Raw genomic sequence first — 22484 nt, forward strand, 5'->3', positions numbered from 1 at the left:
TATGCCTAAAACCATTGCTGTATTACTGGGTTCACTTTGTTTACTTCCTGTCGTTGCACATGCGGACAAGCCTGCAACGGACAGCGCTGAAAAAGAAAATATAAAAACGCTGTTTTTTGGTCATGACGATCGCATAAAGGTGACTGACCCGACACAATCGCCGTGGGACGCTATCGGGCAACTGGAAACCGCCAGCGGTAACCTGTGTACCGCCACGCTTATTTCGCCACATCTGGCCCTGACAGCCGGACACTGCTTACTCACGCCCCCGAAAGGCAAACCGGACAAGGCCGTCGCATTGCGCTTCGTGTCTAAAAAGGGTCTATGGCGCTATGAAATCCACGACATTGAAGGACGGGTTGCGCCCTCACTTGCCAAACGTTTAAAAGCCGATGGTGATGGCTGGATAGTGCCGCCTGCCGCAGCCCCGTGGGATTTTGGTCTGGTGGTACTGCGTAATCCGCCTTCGGGCATCACACCGCTGCCACTGTTTAACGGCGACAAAGATGCGTTAACCGCAGCGCTAAAAACTGCAGATCGTAAAGTCACCCAGTCGGGCTATCCAGAAGATCATCTGGACGACCTGTACACGCATCAGGATTGTGTCGTGACCGGCTGGGCACAGAATACCGTCTTGTCACACCAGTGCGACACGCTCCCGGGTGACAGCGGTTCGCCATTGATGCTGCAGACCGAGTCTGGCTGGCAGTTGATTGGTGTGCAAAGCTCCGCTCCGGCTGCCAAAGATCGCTGGCGGGCAGATAATCGCGCCATATCCGTGACCGGTTTTCGCGATAAGCTGGAAGAGTTGGCGAAGGATTAACATGTGCTGCCCGCATTACCGGGCAGCACGGATATCAGGCAAGTTTTATCATTATCATTCCGGCCAGCAGCAGTACCACACCGATCCAGCCCTTATTATTCAGGCGCTGACCAAACAGCACCCAACCAGCCGCTAACGTTGCGGCAATACCGAATCCGCCCCACAAGGCATAAGCCACAGAAAGATCGATACCTTTTACCGCTTGCGACAGCGCGCTAAAGGCCGCTAATACAGCAGCCAACGACAGCACGCCATAAATCTTGCGGCGAAAACCATCGGAAAATTTCAAAAAGACATTAGCGACGATTTCTAACACGATGGCCATACCCAGCCAGGCACCGTGAACCCATTCAAACTGTTGCATGAGTCACCTCTTTGCCCGGTTTAACAGGCTTTCGGGTGCCGGATTTGATCAGCACAATGCCGACCACCAGCGAAGCCAGTCCTGCCACCTTCAGTGTGGACAAGGTTTCGTCAAATAACAGCACGCTAAATAGCGTAATAAATAAAATACCGATCCCTTCCCACAGGGCATAGGCCACACCAAGGGCAATTTTTTTAACGGCAAAACTGAGAAAAATATACGATAAGGCGATCATTACCAGCATTAAAATAAAGCCCGAATTACCATGACCGACGCTTGCCCATTTCATTGAAAGCGTACCGGTAATTTCAGCCGCGATGGCCAGACCTAATAATATCCAGTAAAACATGATGCTTCTCCTGCGTGAGAATATAGTCCTTTGGGCCTACTGCATGCAGTAAACCAAAAAAATAAAGTGAGTTAGCTCAGCGCGCAGCGCCAGCTCAGGCAGAAGAAGGGACTATAGCGCGTTGCGCCAGTGTTGCTCACCCGCAAGCAGGAAAGAGGGAGAAGTACGAAGAAGTGTAGGTAAACGCAAAAACATCCTGAACATATTGTCCATAATATTACAATTATCCGCAGTGTTGCTTCTCATCATCGCGGATGATAATTGTCCTCGGTAGTTAAACACAGGTGATTTGTATCATAGCTTCAATACGAACTCAAAACCTTTTCACTTCTTTACTCAGTGCGTTTGATTTTTATTATAACGACTCGACGCAAGTCACATTATTATTCAGGTTCAAAATAAAAACGAAGGAATACACATGACAAAACCGATCATCACGCTTAACGGTCTTAAAATAGTCATTATGCTGGGCATGTTGGTGATCATCCTGAGTGGCATCCGCTTTGCCGCAGATATCATCGTTCCCTTTATTTTGGCGTTATTTATTGCCGTTGTGCTTAACCCCGTGGTGCAGTGGTTGGTCAAACTTCGCATCCCGCGTGTAGTCGCGGTGTCATTGCTCATCGTAATTATTGTGATGCTAATGGTGCTGCTATTAGCGTATTTAGGTACATCCTTAAATGAACTTGCGCGTACGCTGCCACAGTATCGATCTTCACTGGTAGTCCCGCTAAAAAATCTTGAGCCATGGCTACAACGCGCAGGAATCGGCGTTTCCGTGGACGAACTGGTTAAATATATCGATCCAAACGCGGCAATGACGCTGGTGACCAATTTGCTGGCACAGCTTTCGAATGCCATGTCATCGATATTTTTACTGTTGCTGACGGTGGTTTTTATGCTGCTGGAAGTACCGCAATTGCCCAATAAGCTAAAACAAATGATGAGCCGCCCTATTGAGGGAATGGCAGCGATTCAACGCGCCATCGACAGCGTATCCCACTATCTGGTGCTAAAAACGGCGATCAGCATTGTCACCGGGCTGGTGGCCTGGAGCATGCTCGCCGCGCTGGACGTACGCTTCGCCTTTGTCTGGGGGTTACTGGCGTTTGCCCTCAACTATATTCCTAATATCGGTTCGGTGCTGGCAGCCATTCCCCCTATTGCTCAGGTTCTGGTATTTAGCGGCCTTTATGACGCTCTCGTTGTTTTGGCTGGCTACCTGGTCATTAACCTGGTGTTTGGGAATATCCTTGAGCCGCGGATCATGGGGCGTGGACTTGGACTGTCTACACTGGTGGTATTTTTGTCGTTAATCTTCTGGGGTTGGCTGCTCGGCCCTGTCGGGATGCTGCTTTCTGTTCCGCTAACCATCATTGTGAAAATCGCGCTTGAGCAAACCAATGGCGGTCAAAGCATTGCCGTGTTACTGAGCGATCTCAATAAAGAGTAAAATAAAAACGGCCTCCGCAGAGGCCGTTTCAGTTTTCGCTGACGATTACAGCGCTTTCAGGATCGCATCCACGCTGGCTTTGGCATCGCCAAACAGCATTTGGGTGTTTTCTTTGAAGAACAGCGGATTCTGCACACCAGCATAGCCCGTGTTCATCGACCGTTTGAACACAATGACGTTCTGCGCTTTCCACACTTCCAGCACCGGCATACCGGCGATAGGGCTGTTCGGGTCATCCTGCGCCGCCGGGTTCACCGTATCGTTGGCACCAATCACCAGCACGGTATCGGTATCGGCGAAATCATCGTTGATCTCATCCATTTCCAGCACAATATCATAAGGTACTTTGGCTTCCGCCAGCAGTACGTTCATATGACCTGGCAAACGCCCTGCTACCGGGTGAATACCGAAACGCACTTTAATGCCGCGCGCGCGCAGCTTCTCGGTGATTTCCGCTACCGGATACTGCGCCTGAGCAACTGCCATACCGTAGCCCGGGGTGATAATCACAGAGTGCGAGTTCTTCAGCATTTCTGCCGTATCTTCTGCATTAATCTCACGGTGCTCGCCCACTTCTTCATCAGAACCAGTAGAAGAACCATCGGAACCAAAGCCGCCCGCAATAACGCTGAAGAATGAACGGTTCATCGCCTTGCACATGATGTAAGACAGGATCGCACCTGAAGAACCGACCAGCGCACCGGTGACGATCAGCAGATCGTTGCTCAGCATAAAGCCCGCCGCCGCCGCCGCCCATCCTGAGTAAGAGTTGAGCATTGAAACGACTACCGGCATATCCGCACCGCCGATGGAGGCCACCAGATGCCAGCCAAAGGCCAGGGCAATAATGGTCATCACCAACAGCGCCAGAACCTGCAGGCCCACGCTTTCTGTACGAACAAACACCACCAGCAACAGGAAAGAAACTACCAGCGCTGCCAGGTTCATTTTGTGACGATTCGGCAGCATTAGCGGTTTAGAAGAGATCTTGCCGCGTAGCTTGCCAAACGCCACCACGGAACCGGTAAAGGTCACCGCACCGATGAAGATACCCAGGAAGACTTCCGTCAGGTGAATGTTCACCAGAATCGGTTCCAGGCCCGTGTCGTGATACAGATAGCTGTTGAAACCCACCAGTACCGCAGCCAGACCGACGAAGCTGTGTAGAATCGCCACCAGCTCCGGCATCTCGGTCATCTCGACTTTCTTCGCCAGACGAATACCAATCGCGCCGCCGATGATCATCGCCACCAGAATCCACGCAACGTTGCCGGTATCCGGGCCAAAAATCGTGGCAATCAGCGCAATCGCCATCCCGGCGATACCGTAGTTGTTACCCTGCTGTGAGGTTTCGTGTTTCGAAAGCCCCGCCAGACTGAAAATAAACAGGATCGCGGCAACAATGTATGCAGCTGTAACTAATCCTCCAGACATATGTTACCCCTTAGTTTTTCCGGAACATTTTCAGCATGCGCTGAGTCACGGTGAAGCCACCGAAAATATTAATGCTGGCAATAAGCACCGCGATAAAGCTCAGGAAACTCACCCAGCCACCCTGGCCAATTTGCAATAACGCCCCGACAACGATGATGCCGGAGATGGCGTTGGTCACGGACATCAGCGGAGTGTGCAGCGCGTGCGACACATTCCAGACCACGTAGTAACCCACCACGCAGGAAAGCGCGAACACCGTAAAGTGACCCAGGAACTCTTTCGGAGCAACGTCGGCGAGCCAGCCAAACAGAATGATCACCAACGCCATCAGAGCATATTTGCGCCACGGTGAGGCAGGTTTTTTCTCTTCTTTTGGCGCGGGTGCGGCTTTTGCCGCAGCCTGCGGCTGAGCAGAAACCTGAATTGGCGGCGCAGGCCAGGTGATTTCACCCTCACGAACGACCGTGACACCGCGCACTACCACGTCGTCAAAATCGACGGTGATATTGCCGTCCTTCTCTTTGCACAAAAGTTTGAGCAGGTTGACGAGGTTCGTGCCATACAGCTGGGAAGATTGCGTTGGCAAACGTCCCGGCAGGTCGGTATAGCCGATAACCTTCACTCCGTTCTCGGTGGTGGTCACCTGGTTAGGCACGGTATATTCGCAGTTACCGCCGTTTTGCGCGGCGAGATCGACAATCACGCTACCCGCTTTCATCGAATCGACCATCTCGCGGGTGATCAGTTTCGGGGCAGGTTTGCCCGGGATCAGCGCGGTGGTGACAATAATATCGACGTCTTTCGCCTGCGCGGCGAAGAGTTCCATTTCGGCTTTGATGAACGCTTCGGACATTACCTTAGCGTAACCGTCGCCGCTGCCCGCCTCTTCTTTAAAGTCCAGTTCGAGGAACTCGGCGCCCATACTCTGAACTTGTTCTTTCACTTCCGGGCGGGTGTCAAATGCACGCACGATAGCGCCCAGACTGTTTGCAGCACCGATCGCCGCCAGACCAGCCACACCCGCACCAATCACCATAACCTTGGCAGGTGGAACCTTACCTGCGGCGGTGATTTGCCCGGTGAAGAAGCGACCAAATTCATGTGCAGCTTCAACAATGGCGCGATACCCGGCGATATTTGCCATCGAGCTTAAGGCATCCAGCGACTGCGCACGCGAAATACGCGGCACGGAGTCCATCGCCATAACCGTCACGTTGCGCTCTGCAAGCTTTTGCAGCAGCTCAGGGTTTTGCGCGGGCCAAAGAAAACTCACCAGCGTCGTGCCCGGGTTGAGTAACGGAATTTCCGCCGCCTCCGGCGCATTGACTTTCAAGATAATCTCTGACTGCCAGACCGCATTTCCGTCAACAATTTCTGCGCCTGCTTGTACAAACGCCTTATCGTCAAAACTTGCAAGTTGACCTGCGCCGCTTTCAACCGCGACGCTGAAACCCAATTTAAGCAGCTGTTCAACCGTCTTCGGCGTGGCAGCAACACGGGTTTCATTGGTTAACCGTTCTCTTGGTATGCCAATTCGCATAATGTTCCCTTCCATCTGTATTTATGATGATGGTTTATCAATGTTCGCACGAGGCATGCGCGCACTCTCGAAAGAGGTCAGTGTTACCTCAATAAAATAAAACAGTAACAAACTCTGTATAACCTACTGAAAATGACGCCTGTGATCTAGCGCCAAAAAACAGTATTTATTATGAAATTTGCAAAATAGAGATGATTCGAACCTCAGACAGATAAAATGCCCTAAAAATAGCCCACAAAGACCGATAATTCGCTCAAACGAAGCGGCAAAACATGATTACGCACCTGTCAAAAACAATTAATTAACATTAAATTAACTTATTAAATTCAACTGCTTTATCAGTTTTTGTCACCAAACGCCGAAATTTTCGACATATCACAAAATATTATCGATGTTGTTACGTCAGGTGGCACGATGAGTGAAAAATGACGCAGACACTGACACAATTTAAATGCAATAATCAGCGACGTTTCTAGTCAATAACAATACCAGTACCTGGTTTGCGCAAGGCGAAGGATTATTTTTATGAAGCTTAAGAACACTTTCCTGGCGTCCGCACTTATTTCTGCGACTGCTTTTTCTGTAAATGCAGCGACAGAATTGACGCCGGAGCAAGCTGCTGCCCTTAAACCCTATGACCGCATTGTGGTTACCGGTCGTTTTAATGCGATCGGTGATGCGGTGACTGCCGTATCACGCCGTGCAGATAAAGACGGTGCAGCCTCCTTTTATGTTGTTGATACCTCAGATTTTGGCAGCGGCGGTAACTGGCGCGTTGTCGCTGACGTTTACAAAGCCGACGCTGAAAAAGCGGAAGCATCCAAAAACCGTATCATTAACGGTGTAATGGAATTACCCAAAGATCAGGCCGTTTTGATAGAACCTTATGATACCGTTACGGTGCAGGGTTTCTACCGCAGCCAACCTGAAGTGAACGATGCCATCACCAAAGCGGCGAAAGAGAAAGGTGCTTACTCCTTCTATATCGTGCGCCAGGTCGATGCCAACCAGGGCGGCAACCAACGTATTACTGCATTTATCTACAAAGCTGATGCGAAAAAACGCGTTGTGCAAAGCCCTGATGCGATCCCAGCTGACTCTGATGCCGGTCGCGCCGCATTAGCAGCAGGCGGGGAAGCCGCGAAGAAAGTTGAGATCCCGGGCGTTGCGACTACCGCGTCTCCGAGCGCTGAAGTGGGTCGCTTCTTCGAAACGCAATCCACCAAAGGTGGGCGTTACACTGTCACGCTGCCGGATGGAACGAAAGTTGAAGAACTGAACAAAGCGACTGCCGCCATGATGGTTCCGTTCGACAGCATCAAGTTCACCGGTAACTATGGCAACATGACCGAAATCTCGTACCAGGTGGCCAAACGCGCTGCGAAGAAAGGCGCGAAATACTATCACATCACTCGCCAGTGGTCTGAACGTGGTAACAACATTACGATCAGCGCTGACCTGTACAAGTAATCGTCATTAGTAACATTAAAAGGCGGCTTTATGCCGCCTTTAGCATTTTTAGTCACAAATCTGCCTATCCCCATTGCATGCAATCTCTTCTCTCCGTAAAATCCCGCGCCTTAGTGGCTTTCACCATTTTTATGCGGTTTGCCAAAATAATTATTCTCTCACTCTCGTTTTTGTAACTGGATAGAAATGGAAAAGAAATTGGGTCTGAGCGCGCTGACAGCGCTGGTTTTAAGCTCAATGCTTGGCGCTGGCGTGTTTAGCCTGCCACAAAATATGGCGGCAGTAGCCAGTCCGGCCGCATTACTGATTGGTTGGGCAATTACCGGCGCGGGTATCCTGTTGCTCGCCTTTGCCATGCTGATCCTCACGCGTATCCGTCCTGAACTGGACGGTGGCATCTTTAGCTATGCGCGGGAAGGTTTCGGCGAACTGATTGGCTTCTGCTCCGCGTGGGGATACTGGCTGTGTGCCGTTATCGCTAACGTTTCTTATCTGGTCATCGTTTTCTCTGCACTCAGCTTCTTTACCGATACGCCAGAGTTACGTCTGTTTGGCGACGGTAATACCTGGCAGGCGATCGTTGGCGCATCGGTGCTACTGTGGGTCGTACACTTTCTTGTGCTCCGCGGTGTGCAAACCGCAGCCAGTATTAACCTGGTCGCCACGCTGGCGAAGTTACTGCCGCTGGGTCTGTTTATCGTGCTGGCTTTCATGCTGTTTAAGCTAGACACCTTTACCCTTGATTTTACCGGCGTTGCATTGGGCGTTCCCGTCTGGGAGCAGGTTAAAAACACCATGCTCATTACCCTGTGGGTATTCATCGGTGTGGAAGGTGCGGTAGTGGTTTCTGCCAGAGCCAAAAACAAACGCGATGTCGGGCGTGCTACGCTGCTGGCGGTACTCGCCGCGCTGGGCGTATACCTGCTGGTCACTTTGCTGTCTCTGGGCGTTGTCGCGCGTCCCGAACTGGCGGAAATCCGTAACCCATCAATGGCCGGTCTGATGGTTAAAATGATGGGCCCATGGGGCGAAATAATTATTGCTGCAGGTCTGATTGTCTCAGTGTGCGGCGCCTATTTAAGCTGGACGATTATGGCGGCGGAAGTACCGTTCCTCGCCGCCACACACAAAGCCTTCCCGCGCATCTTTGCCCGCCAGAATGCACAAGGCGCACCTTCCGCATCGCTGTGGCTGACCAACGTTTGCGTTCAGATCTGTCTGGTACTGATCTGGCTTACAGGTTCGGACTACAATACGTTACTGACCATCGCCTCAGAAATGATTCTGGTGCCCTATTTCCTGGTCGGTGCCTTCCTGGTGAAAATCGCCTCTCGTCCGCTTCATCGGGCTGTCGGTGTCGGCGCCAGTATTTATGGTATATGGTTATTGTATGCATCAGGTCCGATGCACCTGCTGCTGTCCGTGGTGTTGTATGCACCGGGACTGCTGGTTTTCCTGTATGCCCGAAAAACACACGTACATGAAAACGTTTTAAACCGCCAGGAGATTGCGCTGATCGGCCTGCTGCTTGTAGCTTCTGTTCCGGCGACCTGGATGCTGATGGGGTAACGTTATCCCCATCGTTCGCGACACATGGAGATTACGATGGGTCAAAAACCCCCATTGCCAATTCTTATCACCGGTGGAGGCCGTCGCATCGGCCTCGCCGTTGCATGGCATTTTCTGAATCAAAAACAGCCGGTTATCGTCAGCTACCGTACGCATTACCCCGCTATTGATGGCCTACGGGGTGCGGGCGCGCTGTGTATCCAGGCTGATTTCTCCAGCGATGAAGGCGTGCTGGCCTTTGCTGATGACGTAAAGGCACATACCAATGGCCTGCGCGCCATTGTGCATAATGCCAGTGCCTGGCTTGCAGAAAAACCCGGCACTCCGTTGAGCGACGTGCTGTCAACTATGATGCAAATTCACGTCAATACGCCCTACCTGCTTAACCATGCGCTTGAAGGATTGCTGCGCGGTCATGGACACGCAGCCAGCGATATTATCCATTTTACGGATTATGTGGTGGAGCGCGGCAGCGATAAGCACATTGCCTATGCTGCCAGCAAAGCGGCGCTGGATAATATGACCCGCTCGTTCGCGCGTAAACTGGCGCCGGAAGTGAAAGTGAACGCCATTGCCCCTTCGCTAATCCTGTTTAACGAGGGTGACGATGCAGAGTATCGCCAGCAGGCATTAAATAAATCCCTGATGAAAACAGCGCCAGGTGAAAAAGAGGTCATTGATTTAATTGACTATCTGCTAACCAGCTGTTTTGTCACCGGACGTAGTTTTGCCCTTGATGGTGGACGTCATCTGCGTTAATGCAGTTTAATCCAACAGAAAATCAGCAACCACGCGCTCAGGCCCCAGCACACCACTGAACTGCCGAGCGCGACAGGCAAACGCATAAATCCAGTGAAATACCACAGCGAAACGAGGTAGACAAAATAAGGAATAATCGACCACATGCTGAATACAATGGTTGTACGCAGCGCCTCGATCCCACGTTCACTGGCCACGATGTAGTGGGCAATCAACGCAAAGGTTGGGAACAACGGAATTAATCCGGCAATATAGTAATTCTTTGTTTTCGCCAGCAAACCAATCAACACCACCACCAGCGCACCGAGCGCCGCTTTTATAACGAGTCCCATCACTCTGCCTTAACACATCAATAACATCAGCCTCTAGCATAACGGAAGCATTCTTGTTTAGAAAAGATTAATGGAAGGAAAAACGAGGGCGGTGTATGTTGACGTTTTATATTCAAAATTAATGATATGAATACCATCGTATTTGTTGAAGATGATCCCGAAGTGGGTTCGCTGATCGCGGCCTATCTGGCTCGGCATGATATTGAGGTTATCGTGGAACCTCGTGGCGATTTAGCCGAGGAGAAAATCCTGCAAGTTCAACCCGACCTGGTGTTATTAGATATCATGCTGCCGGGCAAAGATGGGATGACTATCTGCCGCGATTTGCGTGGACGCTGGCAGGGTCCAATTGTCCTGCTTACCTCGCTGGACAGCGACATGAACCATATTCTGGCGCTGGAAATGGGGGCCTGCGATTATATTCTGAAAACAACGCCACCAGCGGTGCTGCTGGCCCGCCTGCGCCTGCATCTGCGCCAGAATGAACACTCTGCGCAGTCTAAAGGCATTCAGGCGGCAACAATCACACCACATGCAACGCTGCGCTTTGGCACACTCGCCATCGACCCAACCAATCGTTCCGTGCTGCTTGGCGGCGAGCAGGTATCTCTTTCCACCGCCGATTTCGAATTACTGTGGGAACTGGCAACTCATGCCGGGCAAATTATGGACCGCGATGCGTTGCTGAAAAATCTGCGCGGTGTAAGTTATGACGGCATGGATCGCAGTGTCGATGTCGCAATTTCCCGGTTACGCAAAAAACTGCTCGATAACGCGACGGAACCCTACCGAATCAAAACGATACGCAACAAAGGTTATCTGTTCGCGCCGCATGCCTGGGATGTCGGGCCTCAGAAGTAATCCACCGAGCCGGTCATATTGATCGGCCACCTCTCCCTTTGCGTTACACTGTCACACAAACTCGGCTGCATAACAGGCATACAAACGCCCTCCAGCTCCATTCTACATTTTTGAATGGCCGCTCACCTTCTCGCTCCCTATATTCCGTTCCCACTATTTTAAAACCGTCTTTTTGTCTCAACTAAACGTCAGTCCGTCGTATTTTTTCCAACGGTAGTTTAGTGCAGAAAAAATCCAGCAACCGATAAAGACGCCAATAATGGCAAACCCGACATTCCCCATATGGTCACTCAAATCACTGACGGCATCCCACAATCCTCCCTGCAGTGAAAACGCCTGCGAAAGAAGTCCCTGCGCCTCCACACCGCCGTTCACTGATTGATTATTAAAACGTTTACCGTGCTAATGATAACTTTTAAGAATTACCAACCCAGTGTCGTAGAACAAAGTTGATGGCCACCTGAAGCAAGTTCCGCAGTCGCTAACTCCGCTACGCACAGGGGGACTGTCGCTCTGCACCCGTCTTGCATAAACCAGGCGGACGATAGTCCACACCAGGCAATAATCCACATCAGCAAACGTTGCCGTTCTATCTGTTCGCCATCAGGAACGAGCCCCCATCGGCTGAGCCAGCCATTGACTACAGATTTATCCAATGCGGCCCTTTATTTGATTGAGCCTTGAGGCGAAAAAGCATACTGTTACTCCACTTTATAGGGAAATACATGAACAACGTTGCCTGCCAGTAGATACAATCCAAGGCTCTCGGTTCTTTGCTTAACTTCTTCAAAAGGAAGTTGCGGATCGGGCTCGCGTCCCCCCCAGACCAGCAGCCCACTTTTGGCATAATGCTCCATGAACTCCAGAGTTTTGCCATTATCAAGCGCGATAACCACCCTGTTTTGTTTTACCGGTTGCAAAGAACCGTCATCATCAGCAATAAACATTCCTGTAACACCGGAATCAGCTTCTTTAATCGGCAGTGGTGAAACAATCATGCCATTGGCCGCTACCGGTTTAAAATCCAGTTGCGAGGTCTTCACTTCTTCTGACGTCTGATACGGAATTCTGCCCCCCCAAATATGAAGCCCTTCAGGAATTCCCTTTGGTAAAGGTTGTGGGCTACCAGCCAGTTCAAGCGATTTGCCATCAGCAAACTCAACAACAATACTGCGACCGTTTTGTAAGGTTAAATCGCCATTCTGGTCAATAATATAGATCTTCATATCATCCTGTCTCCGCTGTTTATAATGCTTGTGATTGATGCTCAGGAAAATGAAAGTGGAAAGAGCCAATAAACAGCTGCCATCGTTGAAACACTCAATAAGATACTGATAATGAAATAAGTTTTGAATGGCTGTTTCTGTGTTTTATGATGAAAGAGTTGTTGGCCCACAATCGCGCCAGGCCACCCGCCCACCACGCCAAACACCAGCAAAGTGGATTCAGGCACTCTGCGCCAGGCCCTGCGCGCCGCCATTTTATCTGCGCCGTAAATGACCAGCGTCAAAACATTAGCAAGCAGACACCACATGACAAAGGGATGTGAGGTGAACATACTGCCTGACGCGGCCAAAATCAGTAGCAAGTAACAGAAACGATTGAGAGTCATTTTATTAGTCGTGGAATAGCTCAGAATGCATCAAAGCCGCATTATACGTCATACATGCCAAAGCGCCGAGCGGAGCATGGCAATGCAGAAATAGTTGATACAGTGTAATCTGCTCCACTGAGTGTGCTTAATGGCATTCGGAGAGTTATCCGCACCCGCACATTTTCGATGAGATTAGCTAACCCTTTGAGCGTCTGGTGATTTTGATGAAGAAGCTGTTTGTGCAGTTTTATCTCCTGCTGTTTGTCTGCTTTCTGGTGATGACCCTACTGGTCGGTCTGGTATACAAATTCACCGCAGAACGCGCAGGCCGGCAGTCGCTCGACGATTTGATGAAAAGCTCGCTATACCTGATGCGTAGCGAGTTACGCGAAATCCCGCCACGTGACTGGGGTAAGACGCTAAAAGAGATGGATTTGAACCTCTCTTTTGACCTGCGTGTTGAGCCGCTAAATAAATACACACTGGACGCGCCAACCATGCAGCGTTTGCGCGAAGGCGATATCGTCGCGCTTGACGATCAGTACACCTTTATTCAACGGATCCCTCGCAGTCACTATGTACTGGCCGTTGGCCCGGTCCCTTATCTCTATTTTCTCCATCAAATGCGCTTGCTGGACATCGCGCTGATGGCATTTATTGCTATTTCTCTGGCCTTCCCGGTGCTTATCTGGATGCGTCCGCACTGGCAGGAAATGCTCCGACTGGAAGCCGCTGCACAGCGTTTTGGCGAAGGGCATCTGGGTGAGCGCCTCCATTTTGACAGTGGTTCCAGCTTTGAGCGATTGGGCGTGGCGTTTAATCAGATGGCAGATAATATCAATGCCTTAATCGCCAGTAAAAAACAGCTTATCGATGGCATTGCCCATGAGCTTCGCACCCCACTGGTACGCTTACGCTACCGGCTGGAAATGAGCGATAACCTCACCGAGCAGGAATCGCTGGCCCTGAATCGTGATATTGGTCAACTGGAAGCGTTAATCGAGGAGTTACTGACCTATGCCCGGCTGGACCGCCCACAAAACGAATTAAAGCTCACGGTACCGGACCTGCCCGTTTGGCTGACAACCCATCTGGAGGATGTGCAAAGCGTAAACCCTGATCGAGCGGTGCGCTTACGCCATCTAAAGAGCGGCGACTATGGTGCGCTGGATATGCGCCTGATGGAGCGTGTCCTGGATAATCTCCTGAATAACGCCCTGCGCTATTGCCAGTCTACGGTACAAGCAAGCCTGCTATTAAACGGAAATCAGGCGACGCTGGTTGTGGAAGACGACGGACCCGGTATTGCACCTGATGCCCGCGCACAGATTTTTGAACCGTTTGTACGCCTTGATCCCAGCCGCGACCGGGCGACCGGTGGTTGCGGGCTTGGTTTAGCTATCGTACATTCAATCGCACTGGCAATGGGCGGCACGGTCGTCTGCGATGAAAGTGAGCTCGGCGGCGCCCGCTTTTGCTTCAGTTGGCCCGTCTGGCATGACATTCCTGAAATTTCACCTGCCTGACCCGTTCTGCTCGGTAGTCAGGTGGCAGATGTTATGCTATAAAAAAGTATGTTGTAACTAAAATGGTAACCCCAATGACCCGTTACGATCTCGTCGACCGCCTGAACGGCACCTTCCGCCAGATGGAACAAGAGCTGGCACTTCTGAATGAAAATCTGTTGCAGCAGACGCTGCTGATTGCACGCGTATTCTCGTTACCGGAAGTGGTTAAAGAAGCAGAACACGCCCCGCTACCGAGCATTGATGTTAAACAGCATTTAGGTAAAGAAGCAGAAACACTGGCGCTGCGCCACTATCGTCATTTGTTTATCCAGCAACAATCAGAGAATCGTAGCAGTAAAGCAGCTGTCCGCCTGCCTGGCGTGCTGTGTTATCAGGTGGATAATGCGACTCAACGTGATCTGGAAGCGCAAATACAGCGTATTAATCAGCTCAAAACCACCTTTGAGCGCATTGTCACAGTGGAATCCGGGCTCGCACCGGCAGCCCGTTTTGAATGGGTGCATCGCCACCTGCCCGGGCTGATTACGCTGAATGCCTACCGTACACTTACCCTTGTCAGAGAACCGGCGACTCTGCGATTTGGTTGGGCCAACAAACACATTATTAAAAATCTGAAGCGCGATGAAGTGTTGCAGCAACTGGAAAAAAGCCTGACGTCGCCGCGTAGCGTACATCCCTGGACGCGTGAAGAGTGGCAGGCAAAACTTGAACGTGAATATCAGGATATTGCCGCTCTGGGGCAGCATGCGCGCCTGAAGATTAAACGACCGGTAAAAGTGCAGCCGATCGCCCGCGTCTGGTACAAAGGAGCACAAAAGCAGGTACAATACGCCTGTCCGACGCCATTGATCGCGCTGATCAACAATGAAAACGGTATGACCGTACCGGATATCGGCGAGTTACTGAATTACGATGCCGACAATGTCCAGCATCGTTTTAAACCTCAGGCGCAGCCGTTGAGATTGATTATTCCCCGGCTGCACCTGTACGTTGCTGATTAACTGCCAGGCCGCATGCTACCCACCATCAACTCCGGGCGTACCCAGTTGTCAAACTCCGCTTCGGTCAAATACCCCAGTGCCAGGGCGGAGGCTTTTAAGGTCAGCCCTTCTTTATGCGCTTTTTTGGCAATTTCAGCCGCTTTATCGTAACCGATATGGGTATTGAGCGCGGTCACCAACATTAGCGACTCGTTAAGCAGCTGATCGATTCTTTCACGGTTGGGCTCAATCCCCGTTGCGCAGTGCTCGTTAAAGCTTTCCATACCGTCTGCCAACAGCCGTACCGACTGCAGGAAGTTGTGGATGACCATTGGTCGGTAAACGTTGAGCTCAAAATTACCCGACGCCCCCCCCATGTTGATCGCGACATCGTTGCCCATCACCTGACAGCAAAGCATGGTTAGCGCTTCACACTGGGTAGGATTGACCTTGCCCGGCATGATCGAGCTGCCCGGTTCATTTTCCGGAATCGAAATCTCACCAATGCCACAACGCGGACCGGATGCCAGCCAGCGCACATCGTTGGCAATTTTCATCAGCGACGCCGCCAGCCCTTTTAGCGCGCCGTGGGCATGAACTAGCGCGTCACAAGTGGCGAGCGCTTCAAACTTATTCGGTGCGGTAGTGAACGGCGCACAGGTGATGACTCGCAGTTCATCCGCGACCCGCCGGGCATACTCCGGATGGGTGTTGAGTCCGGTCCCTACCGCTGTTCCACCAAGCGCCAGTTCCGCCACATGCGGCAAGCTGTTTTCAATGTGCTTCAGGCTATGTTCGAGCATTGCCACCCAGCCGGAAATCTCCTGGCCCAGCGTCAACGGTGTGGCATCCTGCAGATGCGTACGACCAATTTTGACAATATTCGCAAACGCGTGGGATTTATCGCTTAACGTTTTGGTTAACACCTGCAATTGCGGGATCAGCGATTTGCGCAGAGCCAGCAGCGCGGCAACGTGCATTGCAGTCGGGAAAACATCGTTTGAACTTTGGCTTTTATTGACATCGTCATTGGGGTGTACTTTACGCTCCATCCCCCGCACGCCGCCCAGCAATTCGCTGGCCCGATTTGCCAGCACCTCGTTCATGTTCATATTGCTTTGCGTACCAGACCCGGTCTGCCAGATGGCCAGCGGAAACTCATCAACGTGCTTATCCGCCAACACCTCATCTGCCGCCTGCATAATTGCGCGGGCTTTATCCTCCGCCAGCAGTCCGAGATCCTGGTTAACCTTTGCTGCGGCGCGTTTCGTCAGCGCAAGCGCGTGGATCAGCGAGACCGGCATTTTCTCCGTAGAGATACGAAAATGCTCCAGCGATCGTTGGGTTTGCGCGCCCCAAAGCTTATCAGCCGGGACATCAATCGCCCCCATTGAATCATTTTCGCGGCGTACCGTTACCATTACCTGCTCCTCACATTAACAATTGATTAGGTTATGTTTCGACATTGCCCACTTGCGTTGGTCTTATGAGTATTAACGAGGATAAAACTGTCGTTTGGTGGTTCGTGCGGTAAAAAACCGCCCCGTAGGGCGGCTGACGTTACTTAACGCAGCGTGCGCACTGCGACGTCTGAATCTGCTGGAAGAAATCATTGCCTTTGTCATCCACCAGGATAAACGCCGGAAAATCTTCCACTTCAATTTTCCAGATGGCTTCCATCCCCAATTCAGGGTATTCCACACACTCCAGACTCTTGATACTGCCCTGCGCCAGTACAGCCGCAGGACCGCCAATACTGCCTAAGTAGAAACCGCCGTGCTTATGACAGGCATCGGTAACCTGCTGGCTGCGGTTGCCTTTCGCCAGCATGATCATGCTCCCACCAGCGGCCTGAAGCTGGTCAACATACGAGTCCATACGCCCGGCTGTGGTCGGACCAAGCGAACCAGAGGCGTAGCCCTCTGGCGTTTTTGCCGGACCGGCGTAATAGATCGGGTGATCTTTAACATACTGCGGCAAACTTTCACCGTTATCCAGACGTTCTTTCAGTTTCGCATGAGCAATGTCTCGGCCAACGATGATTGTACCATTGAGCGACAGTCGCGTAGAAACCGGATACTGCGACAGCTGAGCCAGGATCTCTTTCATCGGACGATTGAGATCAACGCGCACCGCTTCCCCCTCTCCAGCCTGACGCAACTCTTCTGGAATGTACTTGCCTGGATTATGTTCCAGTTTTTCGATCCAGATACCTTCGCGGTTGATTTTAGCTTTGATATTACGGTCAGCAGAGCAAGAGACTCCCATTCCGACCGGACACGACGCGCCGTGACGCGGCAGGCGGATTACGCGGATATCATGAGCAAAGTACTTCCCGCCAAACTGGGCGCCCAGCCCCAAATTTTGCGCCTCAATCAGCAACTCTTTTTCCAGCTCCACATCGCGGAATGCCTGGCCATGTTCGTTACCTTCGGTCGGCAGCTCATCGTAGTATTTAGCAGACGCCAGTTTCACCGTTTTCAGCGTGGCTTCCGCTGATGTTCCACCGATTACAAACGCAATATGGTACGGCGGGCAGGCCGCTGTTCCCAGCGTTCGCATCTTCTCAACCAGGTAATTTTTTAATTTTCCTGGCGTGAGCAGTGCTTTGGTTTCCTGGTACAGATAGGTCTTATTCGCCGAACCACCGCCTTTAGCAATGCACAGGAATTTGTATTCATCGCCGTCGACAGTATACAAATCTATTTGTGCTGGCAGGTTGGTACCGGTGTTCACCTCTTTATACATATCCAGCGCGGCGTTTTGTGAATAGCGCAGGTTATCTTCGATGTAGGTGTCATACACACCGCGCGCCAGCGCCGCTTCATCACCGCCGCCGGTCCAGACGTGCTGGCCTTTTTTACCCACAATAATCGCGGTGCCAGTGTCCTGGCAGGTCGGCAAAATACCTTTTGCCGCAATGTCAGAGTTACGCAGGAATTGCAGTGCCACATATTTGTCGTTTTCGCTGGCCTCAGGGTCACGCAGAATATCGGCTACCTGCTGTTGATGCGCAGGACGCAGCATAAACGATGCGTCATGGAACGCCTGACGAGCCAGCAAAGTTAATGCTTGCGGCGCAACTTTGACAATCTCCTGCCCTTCAAATTCGGCAACGGAGACATGGTCGCTGGTCAGCAGATAGTATTCGGTATCATCCTTTTTGAGGGGAAAAGGATGTTGATAATGAAAGGGTTTGTTTGACATTGTGCTCTCACTTACTGCTCGGTCTGGTTATTCTCTGGGCAGATGTTCCATTGCCCTGCTTCCCTGCCGCAGGTCGGGTTGCAGAAGGAAGGGCTTTCCGCAACCGGAATTACTCAGGGTATTAAAAGCGAGTCACCATATCCTACACAATTTTTTAACAAAAACTGAGACAAGGACGACTTTTTACATGTGCAGGTTACTTCCCCACGGGTTTCTTGCTTTAATAGCCGTAGAAAATTCCACATTGAAACAGGGCTTGAGCATGCAAAAACTCATCAACTCAGTGCAGAACTATGCCTGGGGAAGTAAAACTGCGTTAACGGAACTTTATGGGATTGCCAATCCCACTCAGCAGCCGATGGCTGAGCTGTGGATGGGCGCGCATCCGAAAAGCAGTTCGCAGGTTATGGGCGCTAACGGCCAGACGATCGCGTTGCGCGACGTCATCGAGAATGACAAATCCGCACTGTTAGGCGATGCCGTTGCGAAACGCTTTGGTGAACTGCCTTTCCTGTTTAAAGTACTCTGCGCCGCGCAACCTCTTTCGATTCAGGTCCATCCTAACAAACACAACTCTGAAATCGGTTTTGCTAAAGAAAACGCGGCGGGGATCCCGATGGATGCCGCCGAGCGTAACTACAAAGACCCTAACCACAAGCCGGAACTGGTTTTTGCTTTAACCCCTTTCCTGGCGATGAATGCATTTCGCGAGTTCTCAGACATTGTTGCATTGTTACAACCGGTTTCCGCAGCGCATCCGGCTATTGCACATTTCCTGCAGGAACCGAATGCCGAACGTCTGAGCTATCTTTTCGCCAGTTTGCTGAATATGCAGGATGAGGAGAAATCCCATGCGCTGGCGATCCTGAAATCCGCGCTGAACAGCCAACAGGGTGAACCCTGGCAAACCATTCGCCAGATCGCTGACTTCTACCCGAACGACAGCGGGCTCTTCTCCCCACTGTTACTGAATGTGGTGAAACTTAATCCTGGCGAAGCGATGTTCTTATTTGCTGAAACTCCACACGCCTACCTGCAAGGTGTGGCGCTTGAGGTAATGGCCAACTCAGACAACGTGCTGCGCGCCGGACTGACGCCAAAATATATTGATATTCCCGAGCTGGTCGCCAACGTTAAGTTCGTCGCCAAGCCTGCGAACCAATTGCTGACGACACCGATAAAAACTAATAGCGAGCTGGACTTCCCCATTCCGGTAGACGATTTCGCATTTTCTCTGCATGAACTGACCGCCGATGGCGCAGATATCAACCAGCAAAGTGCGGCCATTTTGTTCTGCATTGAGGGTGAAGCCGTGCTGAGCAAAGGCGAGCAGCGTCTGGTGTTGCAGCCGGGTGAGTCGGCCTTTATTAGTGCGGATGAATCACCGATAAACGTCAGCGGCACGGGTCGTTTAGCTCGGGTTTATAACAAGCTGTAGCAAGATACTGATATTTTTAACATCTCTTGCTAAGCTGTAGTAAGTTAGAGACATGTCACTCCTCCAGGCGTCTTCAAGCGTCTGGTTTTATTATATGGATATCAAAATGAAAAAATCGCTGGTAGCTGCGGGTGTGGTGGTTGCACTGGGTATCGTCTGGACGGGCGGCGCCTGGTACACAGGAAAAAAACTCGAAACGCATCTCGCCGAGATGGTGACGCAGGCAAACGATCAGTTAAAACGCTACTCTCCCGAGGCTGGCATTGAACTGAGTTATCAGAACTACCAGCGCGGCGTGTTCAATAGCCAACTGCAGTTGGTGGTAAAACCTATTGCCGGACAGGCAGATTCCTGGCTGAAACCGGGGCAAAGTATTGTCCTGAATGAAACGGTGGATCACGGTCCTTTCCCGCTGGCCCAACTGAAGTCACTGAATCTGGTTCCAGCGATGGCCTCCGTGAAAACGACGCTGGTGAATAACGACGTTACCAAACCACTGTTTGATATTGCCAAAGGCGAGACGCCATTCGTCATTAATTCGCGCATTGGCTACAGCGGGGATACCCGTTCCGATCTCACTCTCAAACCACTGAACTACGAGAAAGGCGATGAAAAAGTCGCCTTTAGCGGCGGTGAGTTCCAGTTTACCGCTGACAAAGACGGTAATGCTGTGTCGTTAACTGGCGATGCGCAGAGTGGTCTGGTTAATGCGGTTAATGAGTATGATCAGAAAGTACAAATTACGTTCAATAACCTGAAAACTGAAGGTTCCAGCAGTATCGCCAGCTTTGGTGAACGCATTGGCGACCAGAAACTGTCACTCGAAAAACTGTCGATTTCAGTCGAAGGCAAAGAGTTAGCGGTTCTGGAAGGCATGGGCATCGATGGTAAATCCGATCTGATCAACGATGGCAAAACCGTCAACAGCCAGTTGGATTACACCCTGAATAGCCTGAAATTGCAGGGTCAGGATATGGGGAGCGGTAAGCTGACGCTGAAAGTTGGCCAGATTGACGGGGAAGCACTGCATCAGTTTAGTCAGCAATACAGCGCCCAAACCAAAGCGCTGATGGCGCAGATTGATGTGGTACAGAACCCTGAGCTCTATCAACAGAAAGTCACTGAAGCCTTCTTTAATGCGCTGCCGATTCTGATGAAAGGCGAACCGGTTATCACCATTGCCCCACTGAGCTGGAAGAATGCAAAGGGTGAAACCGCATTTAACCTGTCCCTGCTGCTAAAAGATCCGACCACAAATACCGTGGAGCCGCAAACGCTGGCTCAGGAAGTGGACCGTTCAGTCAAATCACTGGATGCGAAGCTGACAATCCCTGTCGATATGGCGACCGAGTTCATGACGAAGATTGCCAAACTGGAAGGATATCAGCAGGAAGAAGCGGCGGATCTGGCGAAGCAACAGGTTAATGGCCTGGCGGCAATGGGCCAGATGTTCCGTATTACGACGCTGCAGGACAACGTTATCGGCTCCAGCCTGCAATACGCTAACGGCCAGGTAACGCTGAACGGGCAAAAAATGCCACTGGATGAGTTTGTTGGTATGTTCGGTATGCCTTCTCTGGCAGAACCGGATGTTCCAGCCATCCCTCAACAGTAATCACGTCTCGATGACAGGCCCGATAACGTTGTTTGTCGGGCTTTTTTATTTCGCTGCCACCAGACGAGCGGAAAGCGTCAGATTGCGTGAATGACTTTCATCGTGGCCAATGCGTTGTAACATGCGTTCAGCAAGGGTGTATCCCATTTCACGCGCAGGCGTGCATGCCCAGATAATGGGAATATCGTCCAGCGCGTTTTCTGCCACATCGGCGAATCCGGCCAGCGAAATTTGCTGTTCGAAATAGCGATCTACGCCAATTTCACCACTCTGACGCCCCGCTCTCATCAGGCCAAACCAGGCACCTACGGCAATGATTTCGTTGTAGCATACCACCGCACTGATCGTTGGATTGCGACGTAATAGCGCCGTCACCTCTTCTGCGGCCTGCTTCTGACTGGATGAACATTCCAGCACCCACTCGCTATGAAACGGTAAACCATATTTTAGCAACGTAGCACAATAGCCGCCGACGCGCTCTGCGCGGGTCAATGAAGAACTCTTGCCACCCAGCCAGGCAATTCGTTGGTGTCCGTGGCGGATCAGATGTTCAACCAGTAACTGTGCAGCCTGCATGTTATCGGGCCTGACGGTGTCAACATCGTCCATATAGCTGGCTCGTGATGCAAAAACCACTGGGATCCCTTTGTCAGCAGCCAGCTGTTGCAGTGTGTCACTGCTGCCAGCTACCCCCGCGATCACCACGCCATCTACCCCTTGATTGAGTAACATCGCGAAACGCTGGGCCAGCTGGTCACCATCTTTCCCGCCGTGCAGTAAGAACACCATGCGCCCCTGTGCTTCTAACGCTTCCGTCAGGCCCGCCGTCAATTCGGCGTAAAATGGCGCAGAAAGATCGCGCACAATCAAACCAATAACACCGCTCTGCCCACCGCGCAATGCAGATGCTTGCCGGTTACGTACAAATCCCAGTTGCTCAATAGCAGCATTCACCCGTTCGCCGGTCGCTGATGAAATTCGCCCTTTTCCACTAAGCACCAATGAGACAGTACTGACCGAAACCCCTGCAGCCAGCGCAACATCATGGATGGTTATTTTTTTGGCTATAGCCATAAAAACAGAAAACTCCCTGATAACGTGATGGATAAAACGTTTTATCAATCACTTATATTTATACGCTCTATTATCGTTCGATAATGTGATTTG

The 22484-nt window shown here is 51.3% G+C and carries 20 protein-coding genes and 1 pseudogene; 10 read left to right on the plus strand and 11 right to left on the minus strand.

What is annotated here, in order from left to right:
- Window position 1 precedes the first annotated feature (1 nt).
- A complete protein-coding gene (locus NMD08_RS14210) occupies window positions 2-823 on the plus strand; it encodes a serine protease (protein WP_370618395.1) in 822 nt (273 codons plus the stop codon).
- Window positions 824-857: 34 nt separating this feature from the next.
- Here NMD08_RS14210 and mdtI read toward each other — a convergent pair whose 3' ends face one another.
- Both mdtI and mdtJ read right to left on the minus strand, forming a co-directional pair.
- The gene (gene mdtI, locus NMD08_RS14215; RefSeq protein ID WP_151219138.1) at window positions 858-1187 is read right to left on the minus strand and encodes a multidrug/spermidine efflux SMR transporter subunit MdtI; all 330 of its coding nucleotides are present in this window, start codon (window positions 1185-1187) and stop codon (window positions 858-860) included.
- A complete protein-coding gene (gene mdtJ / locus NMD08_RS14220; RefSeq protein ID WP_161799268.1) occupies window positions 1174-1539 on the minus strand; it encodes a multidrug/spermidine efflux SMR transporter subunit MdtJ in 366 nt (121 codons plus the stop codon). The genes mdtI and mdtJ overlap by 14 nt, the downstream gene beginning before the upstream one ends.
- Window positions 1540-1954: 415 nt before the next feature.
- Here mdtJ and NMD08_RS14225 point away from each other — a divergent pair, with 415 nt between their 5' ends.
- On the plus strand, window positions 1955-2989 hold the full coding sequence (locus tag NMD08_RS14225) for an AI-2E family transporter (protein ID WP_151219136.1): 1035 nt from the start codon (window positions 1955-1957) through the stop codon (window positions 2987-2989).
- 45 nt (window positions 2990-3034) lie between these two features.
- On the opposite strand, the gene pntB is transcribed toward NMD08_RS14225, so the two are convergent.
- A complete protein-coding gene (gene pntB / locus NMD08_RS14230) occupies window positions 3035-4423 on the minus strand; it encodes a Re/Si-specific NAD(P)(+) transhydrogenase subunit beta (protein WP_151219135.1) in 1389 nt (462 codons plus the stop codon).
- Between the two features lie 10 nt (window positions 4424-4433).
- Window positions 4434-5963 carry a Re/Si-specific NAD(P)(+) transhydrogenase subunit alpha gene (gene pntA, locus NMD08_RS14235; protein ID WP_151219134.1) on the minus strand — a complete coding sequence of 510 codons (1530 nt, stop codon included), beginning with the start codon at window positions 5961-5963 and terminating at the stop codon, window positions 4434-4436.
- Window positions 5964-6488: 525 nt separating this feature from the next.
- On the opposite strand from pntA, the gene ydgH reads away from it, so the two are divergent.
- The 3 genes from ydgH to folM all read left to right on the plus strand — a co-directional run bounded on the left by ydgH (window position 6489) and on the right by folM (window position 9761).
- Entirely contained in the window at window positions 6489-7433 is a 945-nt protein-coding gene (gene ydgH, locus NMD08_RS14240; protein ID WP_151219133.1) for a DUF1471 family protein YdgH, read from the plus strand.
- 186 nt (window positions 7434-7619) lie between these two features.
- On the plus strand, window positions 7620-9002 hold the full coding sequence (locus tag NMD08_RS14245; RefSeq protein ID WP_252838360.1) for an amino acid permease: 1383 nt from the start codon (window positions 7620-7622) through the stop codon (window positions 9000-9002).
- Between the two features lie 36 nt (window positions 9003-9038).
- Complete coding sequence (gene folM, locus NMD08_RS14250; RefSeq protein WP_151225424.1) at window positions 9039-9761, plus strand: dihydromonapterin reductase; 723 nt, start codon at window positions 9039-9041, stop codon at window positions 9759-9761.
- Here folM and NMD08_RS14255 read toward each other — a convergent pair.
- Window positions 9758-10093, minus strand: coding sequence for a GlpM family protein (locus NMD08_RS14255; protein WP_043016398.1), 336 nt, complete (start codon window positions 10091-10093; stop codon window positions 9758-9760). The genes folM and NMD08_RS14255 overlap by 4 nt on opposite strands.
- 126 nt (window positions 10094-10219) lie before the next feature.
- Between NMD08_RS14255 and rstA the strand changes: the two genes are divergently transcribed.
- Window positions 10220-10954, plus strand: coding sequence for a two-component system response regulator RstA (gene rstA / locus NMD08_RS14260; protein WP_151219130.1), 735 nt, complete (start codon window positions 10220-10222; stop codon window positions 10952-10954).
- 177 nt (window positions 10955-11131) lie between these two features.
- Here rstA and NMD08_RS14265 read toward each other — a convergent pair.
- From NMD08_RS14265 to NMD08_RS14275, 3 genes and pseudogenes are all read right to left on the minus strand, one after another.
- Window positions 11132-11323 (minus strand): annotated as a pseudogene (locus NMD08_RS14265) (HoxN/HupN/NixA family nickel/cobalt transporter); the annotation flags it as partial.
- A gap of 332 nt (window positions 11324-11655) precedes the next feature.
- Window positions 11656-12180: a hypothetical protein gene (locus NMD08_RS14270; protein WP_370618398.1), complete on the minus strand. Its 525-nt coding sequence runs from the start codon at window positions 12178-12180 to the stop codon at window positions 11656-11658.
- Between the two features lie 41 nt (window positions 12181-12221).
- On the minus strand, window positions 12222-12566 hold the full coding sequence (locus tag NMD08_RS14275; RefSeq protein ID WP_151225423.1) for a DUF1294 domain-containing protein: 345 nt from the start codon (window positions 12564-12566) through the stop codon (window positions 12222-12224).
- Window positions 12567-12772: 206 nt separating this feature from the next.
- Here NMD08_RS14275 and rstB point away from each other — a divergent pair, with 206 nt between their 5' ends.
- Window positions 12773-14074: a two-component system sensor histidine kinase RstB gene (gene rstB / locus NMD08_RS14280; protein WP_370618400.1), complete on the plus strand. Its 1302-nt coding sequence runs from the start codon at window positions 12773-12775 to the stop codon at window positions 14072-14074.
- A 74-nt stretch (window positions 14075-14148) separates the two neighbouring features.
- A complete protein-coding gene (gene tus, locus NMD08_RS14285; RefSeq protein WP_187252487.1) occupies window positions 14149-15078 on the plus strand; it encodes a DNA replication terminus site-binding protein in 930 nt (309 codons plus the stop codon).
- On the opposite strand, the gene fumC is transcribed toward tus, so the two are convergent.
- Complete coding sequence (fumC, locus tag NMD08_RS14290; protein ID WP_210905043.1) at window positions 15075-16478, minus strand: class II fumarate hydratase; 1404 nt, start codon at window positions 16476-16478, stop codon at window positions 15075-15077. The genes tus and fumC overlap by 4 nt on opposite strands.
- Before the next feature lie 139 nt (window positions 16479-16617).
- The gene (gene fumB / locus NMD08_RS14295) at window positions 16618-18264 is read right to left on the minus strand and encodes a class I fumarate hydratase (RefSeq protein ID WP_278237925.1); all 1647 of its coding nucleotides are present in this window, start codon (window positions 18262-18264) and stop codon (window positions 16618-16620) included.
- Window positions 18265-18526: 262 nt separating this feature from the next.
- On the opposite strand from fumB, the gene manA reads away from it, so the two are divergent.
- Window positions 18527-19702 (plus strand): mannose-6-phosphate isomerase, encoded by a 1176-nt coding sequence (gene manA / locus NMD08_RS14300; protein ID WP_151219123.1) that lies wholly within the window; start codon window positions 18527-18529, stop codon window positions 19700-19702.
- Between the two features lie 106 nt (window positions 19703-19808).
- Entirely contained in the window at window positions 19809-21317 is a 1509-nt protein-coding gene (locus NMD08_RS14305) for a YdgA family protein (protein ID WP_151219122.1), read from the plus strand.
- Between the two features lie 45 nt (window positions 21318-21362).
- Here NMD08_RS14305 and NMD08_RS14310 read toward each other — a convergent pair whose 3' ends face one another.
- Entirely contained in the window at window positions 21363-22391 is a 1029-nt protein-coding gene (locus tag NMD08_RS14310; RefSeq protein ID WP_151219121.1) for a Mal regulon transcriptional regulator MalI, read from the minus strand.
- Between the last annotated feature and the right edge of the window lie 93 nt (window positions 22392-22484).

The organism is Citrobacter meridianamericanus (assembly GCF_041320245.1).
GTDB lineage: Bacteria > Pseudomonadota > Gammaproteobacteria > Enterobacterales > Enterobacteriaceae > Citrobacter > Citrobacter meridianamericanus.

What these genes read in the sequence shown, in the direction of transcription:
- rstB (WP_370618400.1), top strand. Translation starts at nt 12,773, where the DNA reads ATGAAGAAGCTGTTTGTGCAGTTTTATCTCCTGCTGTTTGTCTGCTTT.
- NMD08_RS14305 (WP_151219122.1), top strand. Translation starts at nt 19,809, where the DNA reads ATGAAAAAATCGCTGGTAGCTGCGGGTGTGGTGGTTGCACTGGGTATC.
- fumC (WP_210905043.1), bottom strand. Translation starts at nt 16,478, where the DNA reads ATGGTAACGGTACGCCGCGAAAATGATTCAATGGGGGCGATTGATGTC.
- pntA (WP_151219134.1), bottom strand. Translation starts at nt 5,963, where the DNA reads ATGCGAATTGGCATACCAAGAGAACGGTTAACCAATGAAACCCGTGTT.
- NMD08_RS14225 (WP_151219136.1), top strand. Translation starts at nt 1,955, where the DNA reads ATGACAAAACCGATCATCACGCTTAACGGTCTTAAAATAGTCATTATG.
- rstA (WP_151219130.1), top strand. Translation starts at nt 10,220, where the DNA reads ATGAATACCATCGTATTTGTTGAAGATGATCCCGAAGTGGGTTCGCTG.
- NMD08_RS14210 (WP_370618395.1), top strand. Translation starts at nt 2, where the DNA reads ATGCCTAAAACCATTGCTGTATTACTGGGTTCACTTTGTTTACTTCCT.
- pntB (WP_151219135.1), bottom strand. Translation starts at nt 4,423, where the DNA reads ATGTCTGGAGGATTAGTTACAGCTGCATACATTGTTGCCGCGATCCTG.
- fumB (WP_278237925.1), bottom strand. Translation starts at nt 18,264, where the DNA reads ATGTCAAACAAACCCTTTCATTATCAACATCCTTTTCCCCTCAAAAAG.
- ydgH (WP_151219133.1), top strand. Translation starts at nt 6,489, where the DNA reads ATGAAGCTTAAGAACACTTTCCTGGCGTCCGCACTTATTTCTGCGACT.
- NMD08_RS14275 (WP_151225423.1), bottom strand. Translation starts at nt 12,566, where the DNA reads ATGACTCTCAATCGTTTCTGTTACTTGCTACTGATTTTGGCCGCGTCA.
- manA (WP_151219123.1), top strand. Translation starts at nt 18,527, where the DNA reads ATGCAAAAACTCATCAACTCAGTGCAGAACTATGCCTGGGGAAGTAAA.
- tus (WP_187252487.1), top strand. Translation starts at nt 14,149, where the DNA reads ATGACCCGTTACGATCTCGTCGACCGCCTGAACGGCACCTTCCGCCAG.
- NMD08_RS14310 (WP_151219121.1), bottom strand. Translation starts at nt 22,391, where the DNA reads ATGGCTATAGCCAAAAAAATAACCATCCATGATGTTGCGCTGGCTGCA.
- folM (WP_151225424.1), top strand. Translation starts at nt 9,039, where the DNA reads ATGGGTCAAAAACCCCCATTGCCAATTCTTATCACCGGTGGAGGCCGT.
- mdtI (WP_151219138.1), bottom strand. Translation starts at nt 1,187, where the DNA reads ATGCAACAGTTTGAATGGGTTCACGGTGCCTGGCTGGGTATGGCCATC.
- NMD08_RS14245 (WP_252838360.1), top strand. Translation starts at nt 7,620, where the DNA reads ATGGAAAAGAAATTGGGTCTGAGCGCGCTGACAGCGCTGGTTTTAAGC.
- NMD08_RS14270 (WP_370618398.1), bottom strand. Translation starts at nt 12,180, where the DNA reads ATGAAGATCTATATTATTGACCAGAATGGCGATTTAACCTTACAAAAC.
- NMD08_RS14255 (WP_043016398.1), bottom strand. Translation starts at nt 10,093, where the DNA reads ATGGGACTCGTTATAAAAGCGGCGCTCGGTGCGCTGGTGGTGGTGTTG.